The following is a 20,297-nucleotide window of genomic DNA, read 5'->3' on the forward strand; positions in this document are numbered from 1 at the left end:
GCGCCAGAAACCCAAATTAACCCGTTTTCCAGGTAGTTTACGCGATATTCACGTTCACATGTGAACGGGTGTGTCCGGTTCCGAACGTCCGGATAATTACCAAAAAGGCCCAGAAGCACGTTTTTGGCGCATTTGGAGGCTGTACCAATTCCGGTACAGCCTTTGTTCGTTCCCGGACGTCACCGTCCTCGCCCGGCCGTTATCGCTGTGCAAAAGGGTAGACTTAAACCAACTTGTTATTCGCACCATGGCTGAAAATAAACACGGAAAGATTCTGATCGTTGACGACAACGAAGACCTTTTAAAGGCAGCAAAAATGTACCTCAAGCGGCAGTTCGCACAGGTTGACATTGAAAAGAACCCGGAAGCGATTCCCGCGCTGATGGGCAACGAAGATTATGACGTGATCTTGCTGGATATGAACTTTACCAAGGACGTGAGCAGCGGCAGCGAAGGCTATTATTGGCTGGAACGCATCCTGCAGATCGACCCGTCGTCTGTTGTCGTGCTGATCACGGCATATGGTGACATCCAGATGGCGGTGAAAGCCATCAAAGCCGGAGCGACCGACTTTGTACTAAAGCCATGGGAAAATGAAAAGCTGCTGGCCACGCTATTTTCGGCCATGCGGCTGCGTGAATCGCGCGACGTGATTGAAACGCTCAAGTTTAAAAACCAGGAAATCAACCAGGAGATCAATGACCGCTTCAGCGAGATCATTGGCCAGAGCTCGGCCATGCAGAAGATCTTCCAAACCATCGACCGGGTCGCGCGTACGGATGCGAACGTTTTGATCCTCGGTGAAAACGGTACGGGGAAAGAAGTGATGGCCCGCGCCATCCACCGGAACTCGGCACGACAACACGAGAATTTTGTGGCGGTAGACCTCGGCTCTATTACCGAGACGCTGTTTGAAAGCGAGCTGTTCGGTCATAAGAAGGGCTCCTTTACGGATGCCAAAGAAGATCGTGCCGGCCGCTTTGAGCTGGCCAACAACGGCACCTTGTTCCTGGACGAGATCGGCAACCTGTCTATGCCGCTACAGGCCAAACTCCTGACAGTGCTGCAAAACCGAAAGGTGAGCCGTGTGGGCTCCAATAAGGAAACGCCCATCAACATACGCCTGATCTGCGCCACCAACATGCCCCTGTACGAAATGGTAAAGGAAAACCGCTTCCGCCAGGACTTACTGTACCGCATCAATACCATCGAAGTCGAAGTGCCTTCGCTCCGCGATCGTTTTGAAGACATTCCCCTGCTGGCAAACCATTTCCTGAAGCACTACGCGGCCAAGTACGAAAAGAGTCTGACCAAGATCAGCGAGGCCGCCATGACGCGCATGCACAAACATCACTGGCCGGGCAACATCCGCGAGCTGCAACATTCTATCGAGCGGGCAGTCATTCTAAGCAACAGCAGTGTGCTTCAACCCGAAGATTTTAACTTCTCCTCCAATGGTGGGGGTGGCGGCAAGGAAGATAGCCAGCTGAGCCTGGAGCAATACAACCTGGAGGAGGTCGAAAAACTGCTGATCCGCAAGGTGCTGAAGAAATACAACGGCAACATTACCCAGGCGGCCACCGAACTGGGCCTGACGCGGTCATCGTTATACCGCCGCTTAGAGAAATACGGTTTGTAATCGGCAAATCCACTACCTTCGCATTGAATGTTGGAATGCTGAACCGCACACTTTGAACTTAGGATTTAAAGATTTCCGCACCCGCGTCATCTTACGGGTCATCTTACTGGGTTGCACCATGGGCTTGTTTATGTTCATGGTCGTACGCCCCAATATGCTGTTTGCCGCCATGCTCATGGCGCTGATCATCGTGTTGCAGCTTGTGGAGATCTTTCGGTTTGTCAGCCAAACCAACCGGAAGCTTACGCGCTTTCTGGAATCGGTGCGTTACTCGGACTTTATCTCGGGGTTTGCTTCCGATAATAAACTGGGTAAAAGCTTTAAAGACCTGAACCTGGCCTTCAACGAAGTGCTGGAAGCCTTTCGCAAGGCACGGTCCGAGAAAGAAGAGCACTGGCAGTATCTCAACACGGTTGTACAGCAAGTGCGTACGGGTATCCTTTCGTTCGACACCGAGGGCAATGTGCAACTTGTCAATGCCAATGCGAAGAAGTTTCTGGGCATTACCAACATTAAGAACCTGCGCGAGCTGATCGATATTAACCCGGGGCTCTACCACGCTATCCACAGCGCAGAGTCCGGCAAAAGCGAGCTATACAAAGGCAGCAACGAACTTTACCTCACCGTGCAGGCCACCGAGCTGCGCATTCGCGGCACAGACATCAAGCTGGTCACGTTGCAAAACATCCAGCCTGAGTTACAAAAGCAAGAGCTCGAAGCCTGGCAAAACCTGACAAAGGTACTACGCCACGAGATTATGAATTCCATTACGCCCATCTCGTCGCTCACCTCTACCCTGAGCGATATACTCGATCACGAAATGGAAGCGCGCGACGGTCACTATGTACTAAACGAAGAAGGTGCTGACGACCTGCGTGAAGGATTGAGCACGATCGCTAACCGCAGCAAGGGCCTGATCAAATTCATCGACGCTTACCGCGAATATACTGCGCTGCCGAAACCGAAGCTGGTCACGGTACGACTACGAGAATTGCTCGACCACGTATCGCAGCTCATGAAAACCGAGCTTCGAAAAACGCAGATACAGTTCGAATGTAGCTGCGACTCGGAATACCTCACTATCCAGGCCGACGTGGAAATGATCGAGCAGGTATTGATCAACCTGCTCAAGAACGCGATCGAAGCGCTGAGCGAAACCGAAAATCCCCGGCTGAGCCTGAAAGGATATTACAATGAGAATGCCATCAAGATCGACGTGATCGACAACGGCGCGGGTATCATCCCGGAAGCGTTGGAGCGCATCTTTGTGCCATTCTACACCACCAAGCGTACCGGCTCGGGCATCGGCCTGAGCTTATCGCGCCAGATCATGCAAATGCACAACGGCTCAATCACCGCCGAGTCCGAACCGGACGTACAAACAATCTTTACGCTGAAGTTTTAATCCAGGACACATCAGCCGCCATACTATCAAACCGATGTTGGGGCTGTTATTTTCCTTTACTGTTCTTAACAAGAAAGTAAACAGACATTATAAAGGTCAATATATAGACAATTGCCAATGCTGGCTTTTCGAATTTTAAATTCTCAAAATCAAATTGTTTAAATAGGGTCCATCCTAAAACGACTGCTATGATTGCGAATGGAAATACTTGTCCTTTTTTACTGCTCACGTGTTTCAACTGTTTAATTATGCCCTGAACTTACCAAACAGTTTCTACTTTACCGAAATAATCTGCTCAGAAACATTCCATCCACTAACCGTAACCGCGACAGGCGCATTGCCCGGTGTATAGTCAAGCACTATAGTCCTCTCCTCCCCGGGTACAACAGAAACATAGTTGTCGCTATAAAACACCGGCAGCAGCCGTTTCTTCGTATTCGAATCAATCAACGACACGCGATTAAAGAACGCCACTGCGCTACCAGCAGGATTCTTCAACGTTACCGACACCTGCCCGGCACCCAGGCGCTTGACGGTTGTTTTTACCGGCGCGGCGGCCAGTTGATTCAATCCCGGATATGATCCTTTAGCATCCGGCATCCAGTATAAGTTCTCGCTGACCACATTCTTTTTCACATCCAACAACTGCAACGACAGGAATACGTCCTTCGGTTGACCCGGTTGATTCAGATAACCCTTTACCGAAAGATACTTCTTTGCATCGGTAGGCTCGACACTGACAAACACTTGCGTGATCAGACGTTCTTTGCCGGCCGCGTCGTATGCTTTCACCACCAGCATCAGATCGTTGTAGGCCGCGAAGGTATTGTTCGCTATCATCACCATGCCCGTTACCGGGTTACACATCACGTGCAGCGGCTCGCTGCCTTTGCGTAAGCCATAGAGACACGCGTTGGGATCGAGGTAGTAGTCGTACATCTGGCCACGCAGCGCGGTCCAGGGGTTTTGTGTTTTCCAGATGATCGTGCCGGTGTACCAATCCCACATGTGTGCGCTGAAGCCTTCCATCAGGGCGCGGTATTGGTCGTAGTTTACGAGTTGCGCTTTGTTGGCGAAGTCCACCATGTCTTTCGGTTTGCCGTAGCGGTATACAGAAGAATCATAGCCGATGTATTTGTGGTATTGCCATACGGAGTCGATGCGCCGGTTGGGATCATCGGGCGCTACGCGGTTTGCTTCCGGCAGAAAACGCTCCAGTGAGACCGCGTCGCCTACCCCTACCGATCCTACTTCGGAGTTGAAGGGGAAGGTGCGGTCTTCCCAGAAGGTACGGATGTTCTGAATGCCGTAAGGGCCGTCGCCATTACCACCGATGCTGTTATAGGACATGCTGTCGGTGTTGGAATATTCAGCAAACCAACGTGTGCCATCCAGGCGTGGCAGCAGGTCGTCACGCAGGGCGCTCAGGATGTCGGCCGGCGGGGTGATCTCATTGCCACCACACCACATGGCGAGTGATGGGTGGTTGCGCACCATCTTGATCTGGTCTTCGGCAGAGGCAATGAACAATTTGTGGTCGTCGGGATAGTTCCGGCGGGTCCATTGGTCTTCGGTTTTCATGGGGTCAAGCCAGCGGCCATTGCAATCCCCCGACATCCAGAAGTCTTGCATGACGAGCAGACCATAGCGATCGCAGGCTGCAAAGAACTCCGGGCGCTCGATCAACGCGCCACCCCACACACGAATGAGGTTCAGGTTCATGTCGCGGTGGAATCGGATTTCGGCATCATACCGTGCATCCGAGAAACGGAGCATGGCGTCGGAAATGATCCAGTTGCCGCCCTTAATAAAGATCTTCTGTCCGTTTACCGATGCCTCGCGGCTGCGGGTATGGGTATTCCAGGCTGTACGCACTTCCCGCACACCGACCGTAATCTTTTCTTCGTCGGATACATCTTTGCCTTGCTCGGTGAATTGCAGCGACGACGTGTACAGGTGCTGGGCTCCGTAGCCGTTGGGCCACCAGAGCTTCGGGTTGCCGAGTGTCAATACCGGTAGGGTGACGGTTAGCGTTTGCTGTGGAGCCACTGTTACGACCTGCGATACTGTCTGGCCCTCGAGCGTATAGGTGAGCATACCTTTTACTTTTGCCGCGGTAGGATTCTCCAACTCAGCAGAAACGTTAATCAGCGCAGGTGCCTGGTTGCCTTCCGGGAAGCGTTTACCGGGCACGTGTGTTACCACGTGCGGATTTTTAATGTTGACTGACTTAGTTTGTTCGATCCATACTTTATCCCAGATGCCGGTGTTCCGGTCGCGGATAGGTTGAATCCAGTCCCACCCCGCTACATATTGGTGTGCTACATTTTTTGCAATGGTACCGTCGCCGCCTTGTCCACCATTGGGATTGCCCGCTACATCGGCCGGGTGTACAATCACCGCCAGGCGGTTGGCACCGCCGGGGCGGAGTGCTTTTGTAATATTATATACCTGACGCAGGAACATGCCGTTGTGCGGTTTGGCATTCAGTTTCTCTCCGTTGAGAAATACATCGCAGCGATAGTTTACACCGCGCAGGTGCAACCAGGCCTGATCGCCGGCGGCGAGGGCCGGATAGGTAAAGTCGTTTACAAACCAATAGGTATAGTGCGCGTTGCCGGTTTTATAGATGTCGGGGATACGTTCGTTGTTCATGCCGTAGAACGGGTCGGGCACAAGGCCGTTTTCCAACAGGGTGGTCAGTACAGTGCCGGGTACACGTGCCGGTATCCAGCCCGTTAGATTACCGGCCGCGCGCGACAGGGCTGTGCCGTCTTCCTGTACTTCACTCGCTCGCCGGGCTTTCCAGGCCTTGTCCAGTTCGTAAAGACGTTGTGCATTTGCCGCCGGGGCACAGAAAACCAAAAGAAGGAGGAAGAAAACAGATGGGAATTTCATACGATACGAATTTAAAAAAATCCTCTCACCTCCACCCTTTTCGAGGTGAAGGTAGAGAGGATCCCAAACCTAATCCAGCACTGGCAGAACACCAGCACTTTAACCCAGACGCGTGAATCGTCTATTCCTAATACCAAAAAATGAAAATAATTATCCCTGTCTCTAATGCAATTGTTTTCGGAGTGAGCGCAGGGCCTTAAATACGGCATTGTACACCGATTGGATCGTGATACCCAGTTCGGCAGCAATCTCCTGGTTGGTACGTTGCTTGTTAAATTTCAGGTGCAGCAGCTGTTGTTGATGATGTGACAGGGTATTGAGCGCACGCAGCATATCCTCGCGTTGATCGTCGTATACCTCATCGCCGGCGTTTTCGTCGGCCATATCGAGCTCGAGTGGATCTTCCGCCGCCTTGTAGCGAATGGCGGCTGATTTCAGAACATCGAGGATCTTATGTTTGAGCGAGGTGAATAAATAATATTTGACCGAGGTCGTCTGATTCAGGTTCTCGCGGTTGTGCCACAGTTTGACAAACAAATCCTGAATGCAGTCTTTGATCAGGTCCTGATCGTCCGATATTTTTTTACCGTATTGATAAAGGTCGAAAAAATACCTCCGATAGATCAACGCGTAAGCTCCCTCGTCCCCCTGCTTAAAATGCTCCCATAGCGTAGCCTCCCCCGCCTGCAGGGCATTGACCCCCCGGGATTGGTTGTGCCGTCGTCTATGGTCGTTCAAAATGCCCTCTTCCACCCTTCTCAAGTATATCAGAAAGTTGCTCCGTGTACGCAAACGGACTTAAAAATCGAACTTTTTGACCGTACTACGAAATAAAATTGCAAGTTTTTGGGAAAAGGCAAAAGGAGCCATTACAACCGTTGTAAATCACGGTTGAAAGGGTGGAAAGTGACACTTGAGGGGTCGACTACTTGTCCGCGTCGTAGGCAAAGGTCAGCGCCGGCGTGTAGCTTTTGGCAACAGACGTCGGTATTGACACCGTTACAATGTCGCCCTGTACCGACCATTTTACGGTGGTACCGGAGCTGAGCAACGTCATGCGTGTACCTTTGCGGGGTACATTTCCTTTCCAGGATACCGTGCGCGGCATGGGCGTGCCTTCGGAAAGACAGGAAATGGCAAATAGTTTTCCGGTGGTGTTGGTTGTGAAGAATGTTTTGTCTGATTGATAATACACTGCCGGGCGGGTGTCGTAGATCGCCGCACCATTGCGGGTTAACCAGGCACCGATATCTTTCAAGCGGTCGATCTGTTCTTGCCGCAGCGTCCCTTCGGGGGTCGGGCCTACACCGAGTAAAAGACTTCCTCCTTTGGCTACCACTTCTACAAGGGTATGAATGACTTTGGCTGCTGATTTATACTGGTCGTTGGGAACATGGCCCCAGGCACCGCCCAGCGTGATGCAGCTCTCCCACGGATGGTCGAGCCTGGTAGCGGGTATATGTTGCTCAGGCGTCTGATAATTCTCATAGGGCCCATGTACCGTGCGATCGACGATCAGCAGGCCGGGTTGTGCGGCCCGCGCCATGGTCGCGATGCGGGGTATATCAATTTCCTGGCTCCACGGCGGGATTGCCGCGCCCCACGCACGCACTTCGTCATTTACGGTTTCCAGCGGCCGTACCCAGCCACCGTCGAGCCACAAGATGTCGATGGAACCGTAGTCGTGCATCAGTTCGTTGACCTGATTGTAGGCAAACTGTTTGAACTTGTTCCACCGCCAGGGGTTCTTCCGGATGTCGTAGTTTACGTTGCGATCGGGTGTTGCATATCGCGGCCACCAGAAATACTCCGAGTGCCAGTCAGGCTTGGAGTAATATGCACCGATCATAAAACCTTGCTTCCGGAACGACTCAAATACATACTTCGCTACGTTTGCTTTCGGATGGTTTGCGAAGGGACCGTTGGTGATCTTAAAGTCGGTCTGTTTCGTATCGAACATGTTGAACCCATCGTGGTGTTTGGTGGTGAATACCACGTAGCGCATGCCGGCGTCCTTGGCCGCTTGTGCCCACTGGTCGGGGTTGAACTGTGTGGGATTAAAATCCTTCTTTAACCCCCAGTACCACTGTTTATATGCATCGTAGGTGATCGTGCTATCGCGTGAGATCCAATCTTCCGAGCAGAGCTCCCACGATTCAATGATGCCGGGTACAGCGTATAGCCCCCAGTGAATGATCATGCCGAACTTCTGGTCGCGCCAGTGTTCCAGCTTCTGCCGAACCTGGGTGTCGGCAGGCCATTCATAGACAGTTGACTGACGGTGCAGGTTGTCCTGGCCGTGTACGGTCAAGGCCGCCATGCACGCGACCAGTCCCAGCAGTATCAGACGTCTCATCATGTTATTATTTTTTTGGTGTATCGGTGTTGGTATTGACGTTCTTTGTAGTACGCTCGCCCGTCTCTATGCGCCAATCGTTGCTATAGTATCCGGTCGACAGGACGCCCGCCGCGCCGCTCTTCAACATCTCTGTAGACAAGATCGTGTAGTCTGGGAAACCGCTGCCCCCGGCAAAATATTGGTTGGGCTCGGTAGCCGACATACCCGGCAGACCCGTACCGCCGATCACCGCTACTGAGGCTACATCGCTGTCAGCACGAGGCCACATAAAGTATGCACCGTAGTGATCACCGCGGTATTGCTGGCCATCGATGGTGACAAGATTACGCGTTAGGATAATGGGACAGTTTTTCAGCAGTTTGTTCCAGGCTGCATTGGTCGTTGCATTGCCATAGAGAATAACACCACGATCCGGATATTTCGCCGGTTGGAAAGCCTGATCGGCGACGATGTCTACAGCGCCGTTGCCACGGTAGTACCATACTTCCGCATCGTAGCGTGCTTTGGCATATGACCAGGCGTTCTCGGCCGCTGTACCTTTTGTGCTATACACAAACACCATGCGGTTTTTGAATGGCTCTTTGAAGGTGCCGTTGCGCGTCACCCCTTTTTGCTTCGCATCGGGTTTAGCCGACACCTGCCAGGCATTGCCGGATCGTGTGAGGTATACCCACTCGGCACCCGTTTTGGTATAAGAGATCGCAGGTTGTCCGTCCAGCGTTATGGTGACTACATCGCCCGTATTGAACACGGCCAGGGAAAGACCCGCGATGGAAACATTAGCCGTCGTACCAGTGATGGTTTTCTTTTTCTTGTCGCGGGCAAGGTCTACTTTGCTATAGCCCAGAACATGTTGTTGCTGTGCGATGGACACCCAGCGATAGTAGTGAGAGATGGCAGGGTTCGCTGTTGTGAATTCCAGTTTATCGACAGCGCTGTCTGGCTGAATCGTGTGCCATTTGAAGTATTCAAAGATGGGATTCCAATCGACGCTTTCATTGCCAAACCAGTGGCTTCCGCCGGGGTATTCATAGTAGCTGAAGTCTTTGTGGAAGTCGCCGAGCAGGCGGCGCATCTGACGGGCGTAGTCAACGGAAACGACTTTGTCGCTGTCGCCGTGGTGAATGTATATACCCAGACCTTTGTAATTGCCGGCGAGGGCAATGACATCGCTGGGGTTGCTGGCGCGCAGCAACATCTTCTCGGCAGCGGAACGACTTTCGGTCGGAATCTTACCGTCGGCTGAGCCATAGCCCGTCAACGTAGGATATCCGGCACAAGGAGCAATAGCCGCCCAGTTGCCCGGATACGTGGCGCCGAGGTACCAGGTGCCGTGTCCGCCCATGGAGTGGCCGGTGAGGTAAATGCGTTTGGGGTCGGGCTTAAATTGCTGCTTTGCCTGTGCCAGTACTTCCAGCGCGTCGAGGCGGCCCCAGTCTTCCCAGTTAAAGCCGCGCGGGCGACGGTTGGTCGGTGCTACCAGCACACCCCAATCTTTGGAACGGTATGCCCGCGCCTGGCTGATCGCCTCTACACTGGCCCCATGCACTGAAAAGAACAATGCCGGCGCAGTTGTGCTTGCTCCCAGCTGTGGTGTGACGCTATAGTATTGAATGCTGCCGTCGATGTCACTGACGAAGGTCTTGCTATAATGATCCTGCGGTTGCATTGCATCGATCTTGATCTCTTGCGTATCCAGCGCGCGGCCGGTAGCGCCCGGCCGTATCGTCAGTGTGCACGTGTATGGACCTTTCGCGCGAACGGCCGCCGGGTCTATGCGAAAACCTACTTTGCGGATGCTCCACGGTGTCAGCGCCGGTAGCTGCGTGGTTACTTCTTTACCTTCGAGCGTTGCCGTGATGTGCAGGTCGGTAAGTGTGTTATCAGACGCATTCACGGCTACAACAGCGCCCCATAGGTGCCCCGTGGATTGACCAACCACAATGTGTGGCAGCGTTGCATCGTCTGTGCGCAGGATCACGGCTTTCTCCTGAAATAGCAGGCGTGCGGATACACCCTGGCGCACGGCCCACGATGAGCAACGGATCAGCAATTCGTTCTTACCCTTCTTAAGCTTCACCGGTACATATAACCACCCCAGCCGGTATATATCGCCGGCGTGCGGCTCGCCGTTGAAGAAGAGCATATTGTGCCCGGACACGTGTAGCAGTGCTGTTTGTTCAGCGGTGGCATCGTACGTTAAATACAAATAACCGTTCACGATGGCGCGACCTTTAAAAAGTCCGGCGCTGTCGGCTTTAATCGGTGTCCACTCGATGTTTTTGTCAGTGGCAGCGGGGGTTGTGAAATGTCCGGTAACCCAGGCGTGTGTCAGTTGATCGGTTACCAACGCTTCGCGACCGTAGCGATGCAGCGAGTCTGCTGCCAATCCTTCACGGAAGGTGTATTCGGCTGGGGTTTGTGCGTGGGCTATTGCCACGCATAGGCATAAACAGATGACAAGTAGTCGTTTTTTCATCAAGATGGACCAGGTACAGTAGGTTTTACACGATACACGACCGCAAGCTTGCGGCAGATGATCTCCTAGCAAACGAAGTGTGTGAGCCAATCTAACACAAAGTTGCCAATAAAATTATGGAGAGCTTTATGAAAAAAATTATCCCGATGGTAGGTCTTTGCAATAAATTACCGCCAATATTTGGGTTCTCAACATTAATCACCTTTCTGCATGCGATACACCCGCTTGTTTTTCTTTCGTACATCCCTGCTGCCAGCCTTCTTGCTTTTGGCCAGTGTGCACATGTTTGGTCAAACACCAACCCCCGCCTTTCGCGATTCCCGCAAAGACCTTAACAGCCGCGTAAACGACCTGCTGCACCAGCTGACCGTCGAAGAGAAAATCCACCTGCTCGGTTATAACAACCAGGGCGTACCCCGCCTGGGTGTGCCGGTATATAATTGGTGGAACGAAGCGCTGCACGGCGTCGCACGTGCCGGCGAGGCCACTGTATTCCCGCAGGCCATCGGCATGGCGGCCTCGTTTAATGATTCTCTGCAACGCGCCATGGCCGACGCCATTTCCACGGAAGCGCGTGCCAAGTATAACCTGGCTGTGCAGCAAGACCGGCATATACAGTATATGGGCCTCACGTTCTGGTCGCCCAACATCAACCTGTTCCGCGACCCGCGTTGGGGACGCGGCCAGGAGACGTATGGTGAAGACCCTTATCTCACGGCACGCATGGGCACGGCCTTTGTCCGCGGGCTGCAGGGCAGCTCTTCTCAATACTTAAAAGCTTCCGCCTGTGCCAAACATTTTGCTGTGCACAGCGGCCCTGAAGCTAACCGCCACACCTTCAACGCACGCGTCGATGAGAAAGACCTGCGCGAAACCTATCTGTATGCGTTCCATGCCCTGGTGGATGCCGGCGTGGAATCTGTGATGTGCGCGTACAACCGTGTGAATGACGAGCCGTGCTGTACAGGCAATACGCTGCTGCAAAAGATCCTGCGCGACGAGTGGAAGTTTAAAGGGCATGTGGTAACGGACTGCGGTGCCCTTGATGATATTTACCTGCGCCACAAAACAATGCCTGATGCTGCACACGTAGCAGCCGCTGCGGTAAAAGCAGGTGTAAACATCGACTGTTCCGGTTTGTTGCAGAAAGATCTTGAAAAAGCCCTGCAGCAAAAGCTCGTTACCGAATCAGATATAGACAACGCTCTGATCCCCGCCCTGCGTACACAATTTAAGCTTGGCTTCTACGATGCTCCAAATCAGGTGCCCTATACTTCGTTGGGCTCAGAAAGCATCAGCAACGCGGCCCACACAGCCCTGGCACGCCGCGCGGCTCAGCAATCGATGGTCTTGCTGAAGAACGATAAAAATATACTGCCGTTGCCGAAGAATAAATATAACAGCATCATGATCCTGGGGCCGAATGCGGCCTCGTTGGATGCATTGCTGGCCAACTACCACGGTGTCTCGGGCGATGTCTCCACCTTTGTCGAAGGAATTACCCAAGCTGCGGGACCGGCGGTGACGGTACAGTATGATATGGGTTGTAACGACGTAGACAGTGTGCACTTCGGTGGCCTCTGGCACGCGGAGGGTAGCGATATTTCCATCGCCGTCCTCGGTCTCACGCCGGTGCTGGAGGGCGAAGAAGGTGATGCATTCCTGGCGGCGAATGGTGGCGACCGGGTAGACCTGAGCATTCCGGCCAGTCATATCGCCTTTCTGAAGGCCTTGCGCAAGCGACACAAGAAACCCATTATTGCTGTTGTGACGGCCGGTAGCGCCGTTGACATTGCCACACTCGAGCCGTATGCTGACGCTATCATATTGGCCTGGTATCCGGGCGCACAGGGTGGTCATGCGCTTGCCGATGTTCTCTTTGGAAAAGTATCCCCGTCGGGCAGACTGCCTGTTACGTTCTATAAATCTTTTAAGGACCTGCCAGCCTATGACGATTACAATGTAAAGGGAAGAACCTATCGCTACTTTGCAGGCAAAGTGCAGTATCCGTTTGGTTATGGACTAAGCTATACGTCCTTCGACTATAGCTGGAAGCAGAAGCCTGCCGCGACTTACCAAAGTAAGGATACGGTGGCGATGACCGTCCACTTGAAGAATACCGGCAAGCAGGGCGGCGCTGAAGTCGTGCAAGCCTACATTCAATACCCTGCGGGTGATCGCATGCCGTTAAAAGAGCTGAAGCAATTTTCGCGGGCGTACGTCGCGCAAAACGGTGAGAACGATGTAACCTTAAAGATACCGGTGGCCGACCTGCAGAAATGGAACCTGAAGAAAGGTGAGTGGGAAATAACGCCCGGCACCTATACTGTAGTAATTGGCGGCCATTCGGCAGATGAACGGCTACGCCAATCGTTTACAGTAAAGAAGAAATAATAATATAAGTAGTTCAAGAAGGTCGATTAATCGACCTTCTTGAATATTGCCGTAGCGTTGTGACCGCCAAAGCCAAAGGTATTGCTCATGGCCACATTTACGGTAGCCTTCACACTCTTACCCAGGACGATGTTTAATCCCTGCGGCATGCTTGGATCGATGTTCTGGGTGTTGATCGTCGGCGGTATAATGCCTTCCTGAATTGCCTTGATGCACACGATCGCCTCGATCGCCCCGGCACCTCCCAACAAGTGACCTGTTGCCGACTTCGTAGCACTGATCAATAGCTTGCTGGTATGCTCACCAAACATTTTTGAAACAGCCTTGAGCTCGCTCTCGTCGCCGAGGGGTGTAGAAGTAGCGTGTGGGTTGAGATAGTCTACATCGTGAATAGTCAGGTTGGCATCTTCCAGCGCCCACTTCATGCCAAGTGCGGCACCGGCGCCTTCGGGGTGTGTGGCCGTCAGGTGATACGCATCGGCCGACATTCCGCCGCCGGCTACTTCGGCATAGATGCGGGCGCCACGCTGCTTCGCGTGCTCGTATTCTTCGAGGATGAGTGCGCAGCCGCCCTCGCCCATGACAAAGCCGTCACGATCGACGTCAAACGGACGTGACGCGGTGGCGGGGTCGTCATTGCGCGTGGACAGGGCCTTCAGCGCGCTAAAGCCGCCGATGCCCGCTTCGTTGATGGCGGCCTCAGAACCACCCGTTACAAAGATGTCGGCCTTGCCCCACCGGATATAGTTCATCGCATCGATAATCGCTGTGTTGGATGTAGCACAGGCCGACACGGTGGTGAAGTTTGGTCCCATAAAACCGTGCTTGATGGAGATCCATCCGGAGGCGATGTCTACGATCACTTTCGGTATGAAGTACGGGTTAATGCGCGGAGTACCGTCACCACGGCCGTATTCCAGTATTTCTTGTTGGAAGGTATAGAAGCCGCCGTTGCCGGAGCCCCAGATCACGCCTACACGCGTCTTGTCGATCTTGTCGAGGTCGAGCCCCGAATCTTTCAGCGCTTCTTCTGACGAGGCCAACGCATATTGCGCAAAGGGGTCGAGCTTACGCACTTCGGATTTTTCGAAGTAGTTCAGCGGATCATACCCCTTCAGCGCGCACGCGAACTTGGTTTTAAACTTTGTTGTATCAAAGCTGGTGATGAGGGCGGCGCCGCTCTTGGACGCAATCAGGTTGCTCCAGAATTCAGGCACAGTGTTCCCCAGCGGGGTTAACGCGCCCATGCCCGTAACCACTACTCTTCGTTGCTTCATAAAGTTAATTGCTGATTTGTTTTACTAAGTTCTTACAGTGTTTGATGACGATCTGCATAGGCTCCTCCGAACGCTCGGCCCGTGCAAACATGACGGCTCCTTCGATGGAGCAAAAAAATACATAGGCCATTTGATGTGCGTCTGTACCTTTTTTGAATTCGCCGGACTCGATTCCCTTTTCGATGAGCGAAGCTATAAATTCTACTGTCTCCACTAATTCGCGCGCTACCAGGCGGCGCATGGATACACGGTGGTCGTCGGCCTCCACGGCTGTGTTCAATAGCGGGCAGCCACCGGCAATCGGTGGATTAAACACATACTCACCAAAGAAATCAAACAGCGCCATGAGCTGTTTCTTATAGGTGTTTTTTTGTTCCAGTTCGTCGCGCAGTCGTGTGCGCATGGTGTCGATGGCGTATTGAAACGCCGCGAGCGCGATCTCGTCTTTATCGCGGAAGTTCCCATACAGCGCACCCTTCGACAAGCCGGTGGAATCCATCAGGTCGGTCAGCGTGGTGCCGTCATAGCCTTTGCTATTAAACAACGGAGCTGTTTGCTCGATAATAAATTGGCGTGTCCGCTCAGCTTTGGTCATATCGGCCGTGAAATTATACCAAACGGTACAATTTTCAAAATAACAGCCATTCCGGGCTCTTCAGTTCCCGGGTTTCAAATTGATTGTAAGAAAGTTACGTAAGCTTAAAAATACGGTCCATCAACACCCATTTTGTGTTGGCGGGGGCAAATGACAGGTGTTGCTGGTAGTTGGACATGAGGTTTTCCCAGCGCTGCACGGCTGGGTCAGCAGCATCCGCCTTGGCTTTTGCTTCAAATGAAAATGTGTCGGATACTTCCATGATCATAAAAAGCCGCGTAGCAACACGGTATATTTCCATTTGTACAATACCCGCATCGTGAATGCTTTGTACAATCTCCGGCCACACGTGGCGGTGGTGGTCTTCATAGGCGGCGATCAGGGCGGGATCGTCACGCAGGTCGAGTGTCAGGCAATACTTTCTCATAACGGTCAGGCCAACGCCCGGTCTAAGTGTACGTATCCCCCATCGACATATAGCAACTGACCGGTGGTATGGCTCGATCGCTCCGAAAGCAGAAAGGCTGCCGTGTTGGCAATCTCCTCTGCAGTCGTCATGCGTTTCCCCAGTGGTATACGTTCGGTGATGCGTTTCAACGTCCCTTCCGGATCAGGCAAGGTTTTGACCCAGGCATCGTACAGGGGTGTATAGCATTCTGCCACAACAATGGCATTAACCCGTATGCCATAGGGTAGCAGCTCAACGGCCCATTCGCGCGTCAGCGCATTGCGACCACCGTTGGATGCGGCATAGGCAGAGGTATTGCCCTGGCCGGTATCGGCCGTCTTGGAGCTGATATTAACAATTGCGCCGCGTGATGCTTTTAACGCGGGCAGTGCATGATGCGCCATGAGGTAATAATGCACCAGATTCTTATGCAGGGAGGCTATGAACGCTTCGTACGAGCCGCGTTCCAGCCCCACGCCGTCGTTCACGCCGGCGTTGTTTACCAGGCCATCTATACGACCATACGTTGCCAGCACCGCTTCTACTGCGTGCTGACAATCTTCCGGGCGCGTAAGCTCGGCTACCACCTGCAGGCCTTTTCCTCCGATCTTGTCGAGGACTTTCTGGTTGTCTTCTTTGCTGCGACCCACAATGACGGGTATCGCGCCCTCCCGGGCCAGGACTTCGACAATCCCTTCGCCGATGCCTTTCGCACCGCCGGTGACGATGATGACTTTGTCTGTTAGCAATAGATCCATGACTAAAGATTGTAAAAGTTTACGGCATTTTCGCCGAGCACCTGTTCCTTTTCCCGGGCCGACGCATTGGCCAGGTACGATTGTATTATAAAAAGCTGCTGCTCATAATTAGCCGCCAGCAAACATACGGGCCAGTCGGACCCATAGAGCAGCCGTGAAGGGCCAAACGACTCAAAGAGCTCGTCCAGGTATGGATAAAAATCCGCAGGTTTCCATTGTTGCCAGTCGGCTTCAGTCACCATGCCCGACACCTTGCACGAAACGTGGTCAAATGTCGACAGTGCCGCCATGTTCAGTTCCCACTGTGTTTTCTCGCCAGTGCGAATAGACGGCTTAGCCAGGTGATCTACCACGATCTTTACCTCGGGCACTTGCTGCACAAAGTGCAGTGCCTCGTCCAGCTGATGATGGTAGAGCAGCAGGTCGTAGGTATAATTGTACCGCGCCAGCATGCGCACTCCCCGGATAAATCGCGGGTCACGCAAAAAGCCAGTCGGCTCGCCCTGTACAATGTGGCGAAACCCCTTCAGTTTTTTGAATGACGAAAAGTATGCCAACCGGTTTTCCAGGTCGTCGTCGCGCAGGTCTACCCACCCGACAACGCCCCGGATAAACGCATGTTGGTCGGCCAGCGTCAGCAGAAAGTGCGTCTCGGCTTCCGACTGGTCGGCTTGTACGGCCACGCAGCCACTGACATGATTCTGGTCCAGTATCGGCTTGAGATTTTCCGGCAGGAAGTCCTGACGGAGTACACCCATGTCGTCAGTGATCCATGCGTCGCGGACGGGATCGTACTGCCAAAAATGCTGGTGGCTATCGAGCAACATGCGGCCGGTAGTTAATATGCTTTTGCTACCTGACGTTGTTCGCCCATGCCGTCAATGCCAAGCTCGACGACGTCGCCGGGTTTGATGTAGATCGGCGGGTTGAAGCCCAACCCTACCCCTGCCGGTGTGCCGGTCGAGATTACATCGCCCGGCAGCAGGGTCATAAACTGGCTTACGTAGCTTACCAGAAATGCCACGTTGAAGACCATGTTGGCGGTGGTACCGTCCTGGTACGTCTTGCCGTTAACCTTGAGCCACAGCTTTACATTATTGATGTCTTTTATTTCGTCGCGGGTCACCATGTAGGGCCCCATCGGCGCAAATGTATCACAGCTCTTGCCTTTCACCCACTGGCCACCGCGCTCCAATTGAAATTCGCGTTCGCTGTAGTCGTTGTGTACGCAATAGCCGGCGACATAATTCATTGACTCTTCGGCCGACACATAGGTTGCTTTTTTACCGATCACGACGGCAAGCTCCACTTCCCAGTCTGTCTTCGTACTGTTCCTGGGAATTACGAGTGTATCGTTCGGGCCAACCAGTGCGGTGGTAGCCTTGAAGAATATGATCGGTTCCTTCGGCAGCGCGGCCCCAGTTTCTTTTGCGTGGTCGGAATAGTTCAGACCGATGCAAATGATCTTGGAAGGGCGTTCGAACGGTGCCCCGAGACGCACGGGTTGTTTTACCCTGGGCAGGTCGGGATGCTGTTGCAGCCAGGTGGCCAGCCGTGCGATGCCATCGGTCCCGAAGAACTTTTCACCAAAGTCTTCGCCATACGACGATACATCCACAATGTCATTTCCGACGAGTACTCCCGGTTTTTCGGTGCCGGGCTCACCAAAGCGCAATAGTTTCATAGTATAAATTTCGATACAGCTAGTACAAATTCCAGTTTCCATGCCGCCAGGCATGTTTACATGCTTAGTTATTCAGGCGTATGAAGCCCCCGTCGATCGGGTAATCGCACCCGGTCACAAACGAAGCCTCATCTGAGCACAGGTACAACGCCAGCGTTGCTACCTCCTCGGGCTTGCCCATGCGGCCGATGGGTTGTGTCTTTGAAAGCTTCTCAAACATCTCCTCCTCCTGGCCCGGATAGTTCTTGGCCAGGAAGTTATCCACGAATGCCGTATGCACACGGGCGGGCGACATGCAGTTGCAACGGATGTTATCCTTCAGGTAGTCTTTCGCCACCGAGAGTGTCATGGTTAAGACGGCACCTTTGCTCATGGAGTATGCAAAGCGGTCGGGCAAACCTACGCTGGAAGCGATCGACGCGAGGTTGAGGATTACGCCTCCACCCTGCGCGCGCATGTGGGTGATGGCGCCCAGCATGGTATTATATACACCTTTCACATTAACCTGGAAGACGCGGTCGAAATCTTCTTCGGGCGTGTTATCCAGGCGGCCGATGTGTGAAACTCCGGCGCTGTTGATCAGCATGTCGATGCGGCCGGCCTGTTGGGCAACCTTGTCCAGCACGTCTTTCACCTGGCGTTGATCGGCGACATTGACGGCAAGGGCGGTGGCTTTGCCTCCTGCGGCAATGATATCGTTCACTGCAGCGTTGGCGGCGTCCTGGTTGAGCTCAAGAATATAAACCGAAGCGCCCTGACGGGCGAACAAGGTGGCAATGGCTTTACCGATGCCACTTCCGCCGCCGGTGATGACGGCCGTTTTCTGTTGTAAGTTGAACATAACGACAAGTATAGCCACCGCAAACGCGTGAACCAAACACACGGTATAATTCCCCGGGGAAATTTAGGACAAATGCCCCTGACGGCCGGCGGTACTGTTAATAGGGGTGGTGTCCGAGGAATGCATCCCACTCGCCGGACGAGTTGTTGTGGTGGTCTTTCAGAAAAATGGCGTAGGACGGCTTATACGGTTTTTTGCGCAACACCATGTTGGCCTCCTCGGGCATGTAGTCGCCCTTCTTGGCATTGCAGCGCTTGCACGCTGTCACCAGGTTGGTCCATGAGTCGGCACCTTTTCGGGCGCGGGGTATGACGTGGTCGATGGTAAGCTCCCTTTTGGTGCCGCAGTATTGGCACTCGTGATTATCGCGCTTGAATATATTTTGCCGGGTAAGATTAACGCCCTTGTAGGGGGCGTTTACGTAGCGGTTGAGGCGAATGACAGACGGCATGGGGAAGCTCTGCGTGACGGAGTGCAACTTGTGCCCGTTGGCCGTACGCACCAGCTCGCTTTTGTTCATGAACACCAGCACAAAGGCACGCTCGACCGAGCACACCATGAGGGGGCTATTGTCCTGGTTGAGCACGAGCACGCGGCTGTTCATGCTGGTAATATACTCGCCAGAACGATACAAAGCAACGGTTACAGGACGAGTAAACGACGATAAAAACCGCGGGAAAACCGTTCTGGGCTTTAATCCGGCAGGATTCGCCGGATGTGGGCGAAAGCGTATGTAAGCTGTTTGGTGTCGAAATCCTCTATACCAGCCTCGGTCAACGCATCGATGCGCACGCGGCCCGATGCATGGATGATCTTATCACCTCCCTGAAAAATACCCGTGTGGACAATGCGCCCTTCGGCATCCTTAAAGAAAAACAAGTCGCCCATTTTGCGCTCCTGGAACGACTTAACAGCCCTTCCCTGATTGGCCTGTTGCCACACATCGCGCAGCAATGTATAACCACAGAGCTTAGCAACCATCTGTGTAAACCCGGAGGCGTCAATGCCGAACGGGCCTCTGCCTCCCCCCTGATATGGGGCGTTCAGATACTTATAGGCCATTTTGTATAGAAACTCGGGCTCGCGCTTTTGGCCCAGGTTTTTAGCATCGCCATTGAAGGCGAACTGTTCTTCCATCTTGAACAGCTCCGAGCTGGAGATTGGAATTATACTACCAATCAAAATGGGAATCGGACTTTTGTTGTACAGAATGCTGGCGGTCAGATCGGTGGTGATCTTAAATTCGGTCCGATTGAGATAATCAAAGTACTCGCGCGACACACTGTGATGCTGACGCGCATCGAGCCACCCTTCATATTGGTCATACGCTATCCGAATCCGCAGCCACGCGCGGTCACGCGTTTGCTCCGTCACTTCGTAATGCTCACCAAATAGCAATTGGGTTGTTTGTGCCGACGTGTCGGCTGCTGCGGCACGCACCGGCACTACACTAAGCCGGCATACGCCGTAATCTGTATAATCCATCAATTCAATCGGGGGTCTTTGAACTATAAAAAAGT

General features: G+C 53.1%; 16 protein-coding genes. 3 read left to right on the top strand and 13 right to left on the bottom strand.

From position 1 onward, the window contains the following. Window positions 1–247: 247 nt before the first annotated feature. Window positions 248–1,639: a sigma-54-dependent transcriptional regulator gene (locus K7P01_RS02125; RefSeq protein ID WP_267289345.1), complete on the top strand. Its 1,392-nt coding sequence runs from the start codon at window positions 248–250 to the stop codon at window positions 1,637–1,639. A 52-nt stretch (window positions 1,640–1,691) separates the two neighbouring features. Next, complete coding sequence (locus K7P01_RS02130; RefSeq protein ID WP_267289347.1) at window positions 1,692–3,044, top strand: sensor histidine kinase; 1,353 nt, start codon at window positions 1,692–1,694, stop codon at window positions 3,042–3,044. A gap of 273 nt (window positions 3,045–3,317) precedes the next feature. On the opposite strand, the gene K7P01_RS02135 is transcribed toward K7P01_RS02130, so the two are convergent. From K7P01_RS02135 to K7P01_RS02150, 4 genes are all read right to left on the bottom strand, one after another. Next, a complete protein-coding gene (locus K7P01_RS02135; protein ID WP_267289349.1) occupies window positions 3,318–5,942 on the bottom strand; it encodes a glycoside hydrolase family 2 protein in 2,625 nt (874 codons plus the stop codon). A gap of 162 nt (window positions 5,943–6,104) precedes the next feature. After that, window positions 6,105–6,695: an RNA polymerase sigma factor gene (locus K7P01_RS02140; protein ID WP_267292350.1), complete on the bottom strand. Its 591-nt coding sequence runs from the start codon at window positions 6,693–6,695 to the stop codon at window positions 6,105–6,107. A 172-nt stretch (window positions 6,696–6,867) separates the two neighbouring features. Then, entirely contained in the window at window positions 6,868–8,301 is a 1,434-nt protein-coding gene (locus K7P01_RS02145; RefSeq protein ID WP_317987600.1) for an alpha-L-fucosidase, read from the bottom strand. 4 nt (window positions 8,302–8,305) lie between these two features. Beyond that, entirely contained in the window at window positions 8,306–10,780 is a 2,475-nt protein-coding gene (locus K7P01_RS02150; RefSeq protein ID WP_267289351.1) for a carboxylesterase family protein, read from the bottom strand. 210 nt (window positions 10,781–10,990) lie between these two features. Between K7P01_RS02150 and K7P01_RS02155 the strand changes: the two genes are divergently transcribed. After that, window positions 10,991–13,174 (top strand): glycoside hydrolase family 3 protein, encoded by a 2,184-nt coding sequence (locus tag K7P01_RS02155; protein ID WP_267289353.1) that lies wholly within the window; start codon window positions 10,991–10,993, stop codon window positions 13,172–13,174. Between the two features lie 26 nt (window positions 13,175–13,200). Here K7P01_RS02155 and fabF read toward each other — a convergent pair whose 3' ends face one another. The 9 genes from fabF to K7P01_RS02200 form a co-directional block, all read right to left on the bottom strand. Beyond that, window positions 13,201–14,451, bottom strand: a complete 1,251-nt coding sequence (fabF, locus tag K7P01_RS02160) for a beta-ketoacyl-ACP synthase II (protein WP_267289356.1) — start codon at window positions 14,449–14,451, stop codon at window positions 13,201–13,203. Between the two features lie 4 nt (window positions 14,452–14,455). Then, the gene (locus K7P01_RS02165; RefSeq protein WP_267289358.1) at window positions 14,456–15,046 is read right to left on the bottom strand and encodes a TetR/AcrR family transcriptional regulator; all 591 of its coding nucleotides are present in this window, start codon (window positions 15,044–15,046) and stop codon (window positions 14,456–14,458) included. 94 nt (window positions 15,047–15,140) lie between these two features. Continuing rightward, complete coding sequence (locus K7P01_RS02170) at window positions 15,141–15,473, bottom strand: L-rhamnose mutarotase (RefSeq protein ID WP_267289360.1); 333 nt, start codon at window positions 15,471–15,473, stop codon at window positions 15,141–15,143. A 5-nt stretch (window positions 15,474–15,478) separates the two neighbouring features. Continuing rightward, entirely contained in the window at window positions 15,479–16,252 is a 774-nt protein-coding gene (locus K7P01_RS02175; protein ID WP_267289362.1) for an L-fucose dehydrogenase, read from the bottom strand. Between the two features lie 2 nt (window positions 16,253–16,254). Beyond that, complete coding sequence (locus K7P01_RS02180) at window positions 16,255–17,079, bottom strand: amidohydrolase family protein (protein ID WP_267289364.1); 825 nt, start codon at window positions 17,077–17,079, stop codon at window positions 16,255–16,257. Window positions 17,080–17,090: 11 nt separating this feature from the next. After that, window positions 17,091–17,936, bottom strand: a complete 846-nt coding sequence (locus K7P01_RS02185) for a fumarylacetoacetate hydrolase family protein (RefSeq protein ID WP_267289366.1) — start codon at window positions 17,934–17,936, stop codon at window positions 17,091–17,093. 64 nt (window positions 17,937–18,000) lie between these two features. Further along, window positions 18,001–18,777, bottom strand: coding sequence for an SDR family NAD(P)-dependent oxidoreductase (locus K7P01_RS02190; RefSeq protein WP_267289368.1), 777 nt, complete (start codon window positions 18,775–18,777; stop codon window positions 18,001–18,003). A gap of 97 nt (window positions 18,778–18,874) precedes the next feature. Beyond that, window positions 18,875–19,411 (bottom strand): HNH endonuclease, encoded by a 537-nt coding sequence (locus tag K7P01_RS02195; RefSeq protein ID WP_397310567.1) that lies wholly within the window; start codon window positions 19,409–19,411, stop codon window positions 18,875–18,877. Between the two features lie 59 nt (window positions 19,412–19,470). After that, on the bottom strand, window positions 19,471–20,262 hold the full coding sequence (locus K7P01_RS02200) for a C40 family peptidase (RefSeq protein WP_267289370.1): 792 nt from the start codon (window positions 20,260–20,262) through the stop codon (window positions 19,471–19,473). Window positions 20,263–20,297 lie beyond the last annotated feature (35 nt).

The sequence above is a fragment of the Parachryseolinea silvisoli genome (assembly GCF_021190955.1).
Classification (GTDB): Bacteria; Bacteroidota; Bacteroidia; order Cytophagales; family Cyclobacteriaceae; genus Ohtaekwangia; species Ohtaekwangia silvisoli.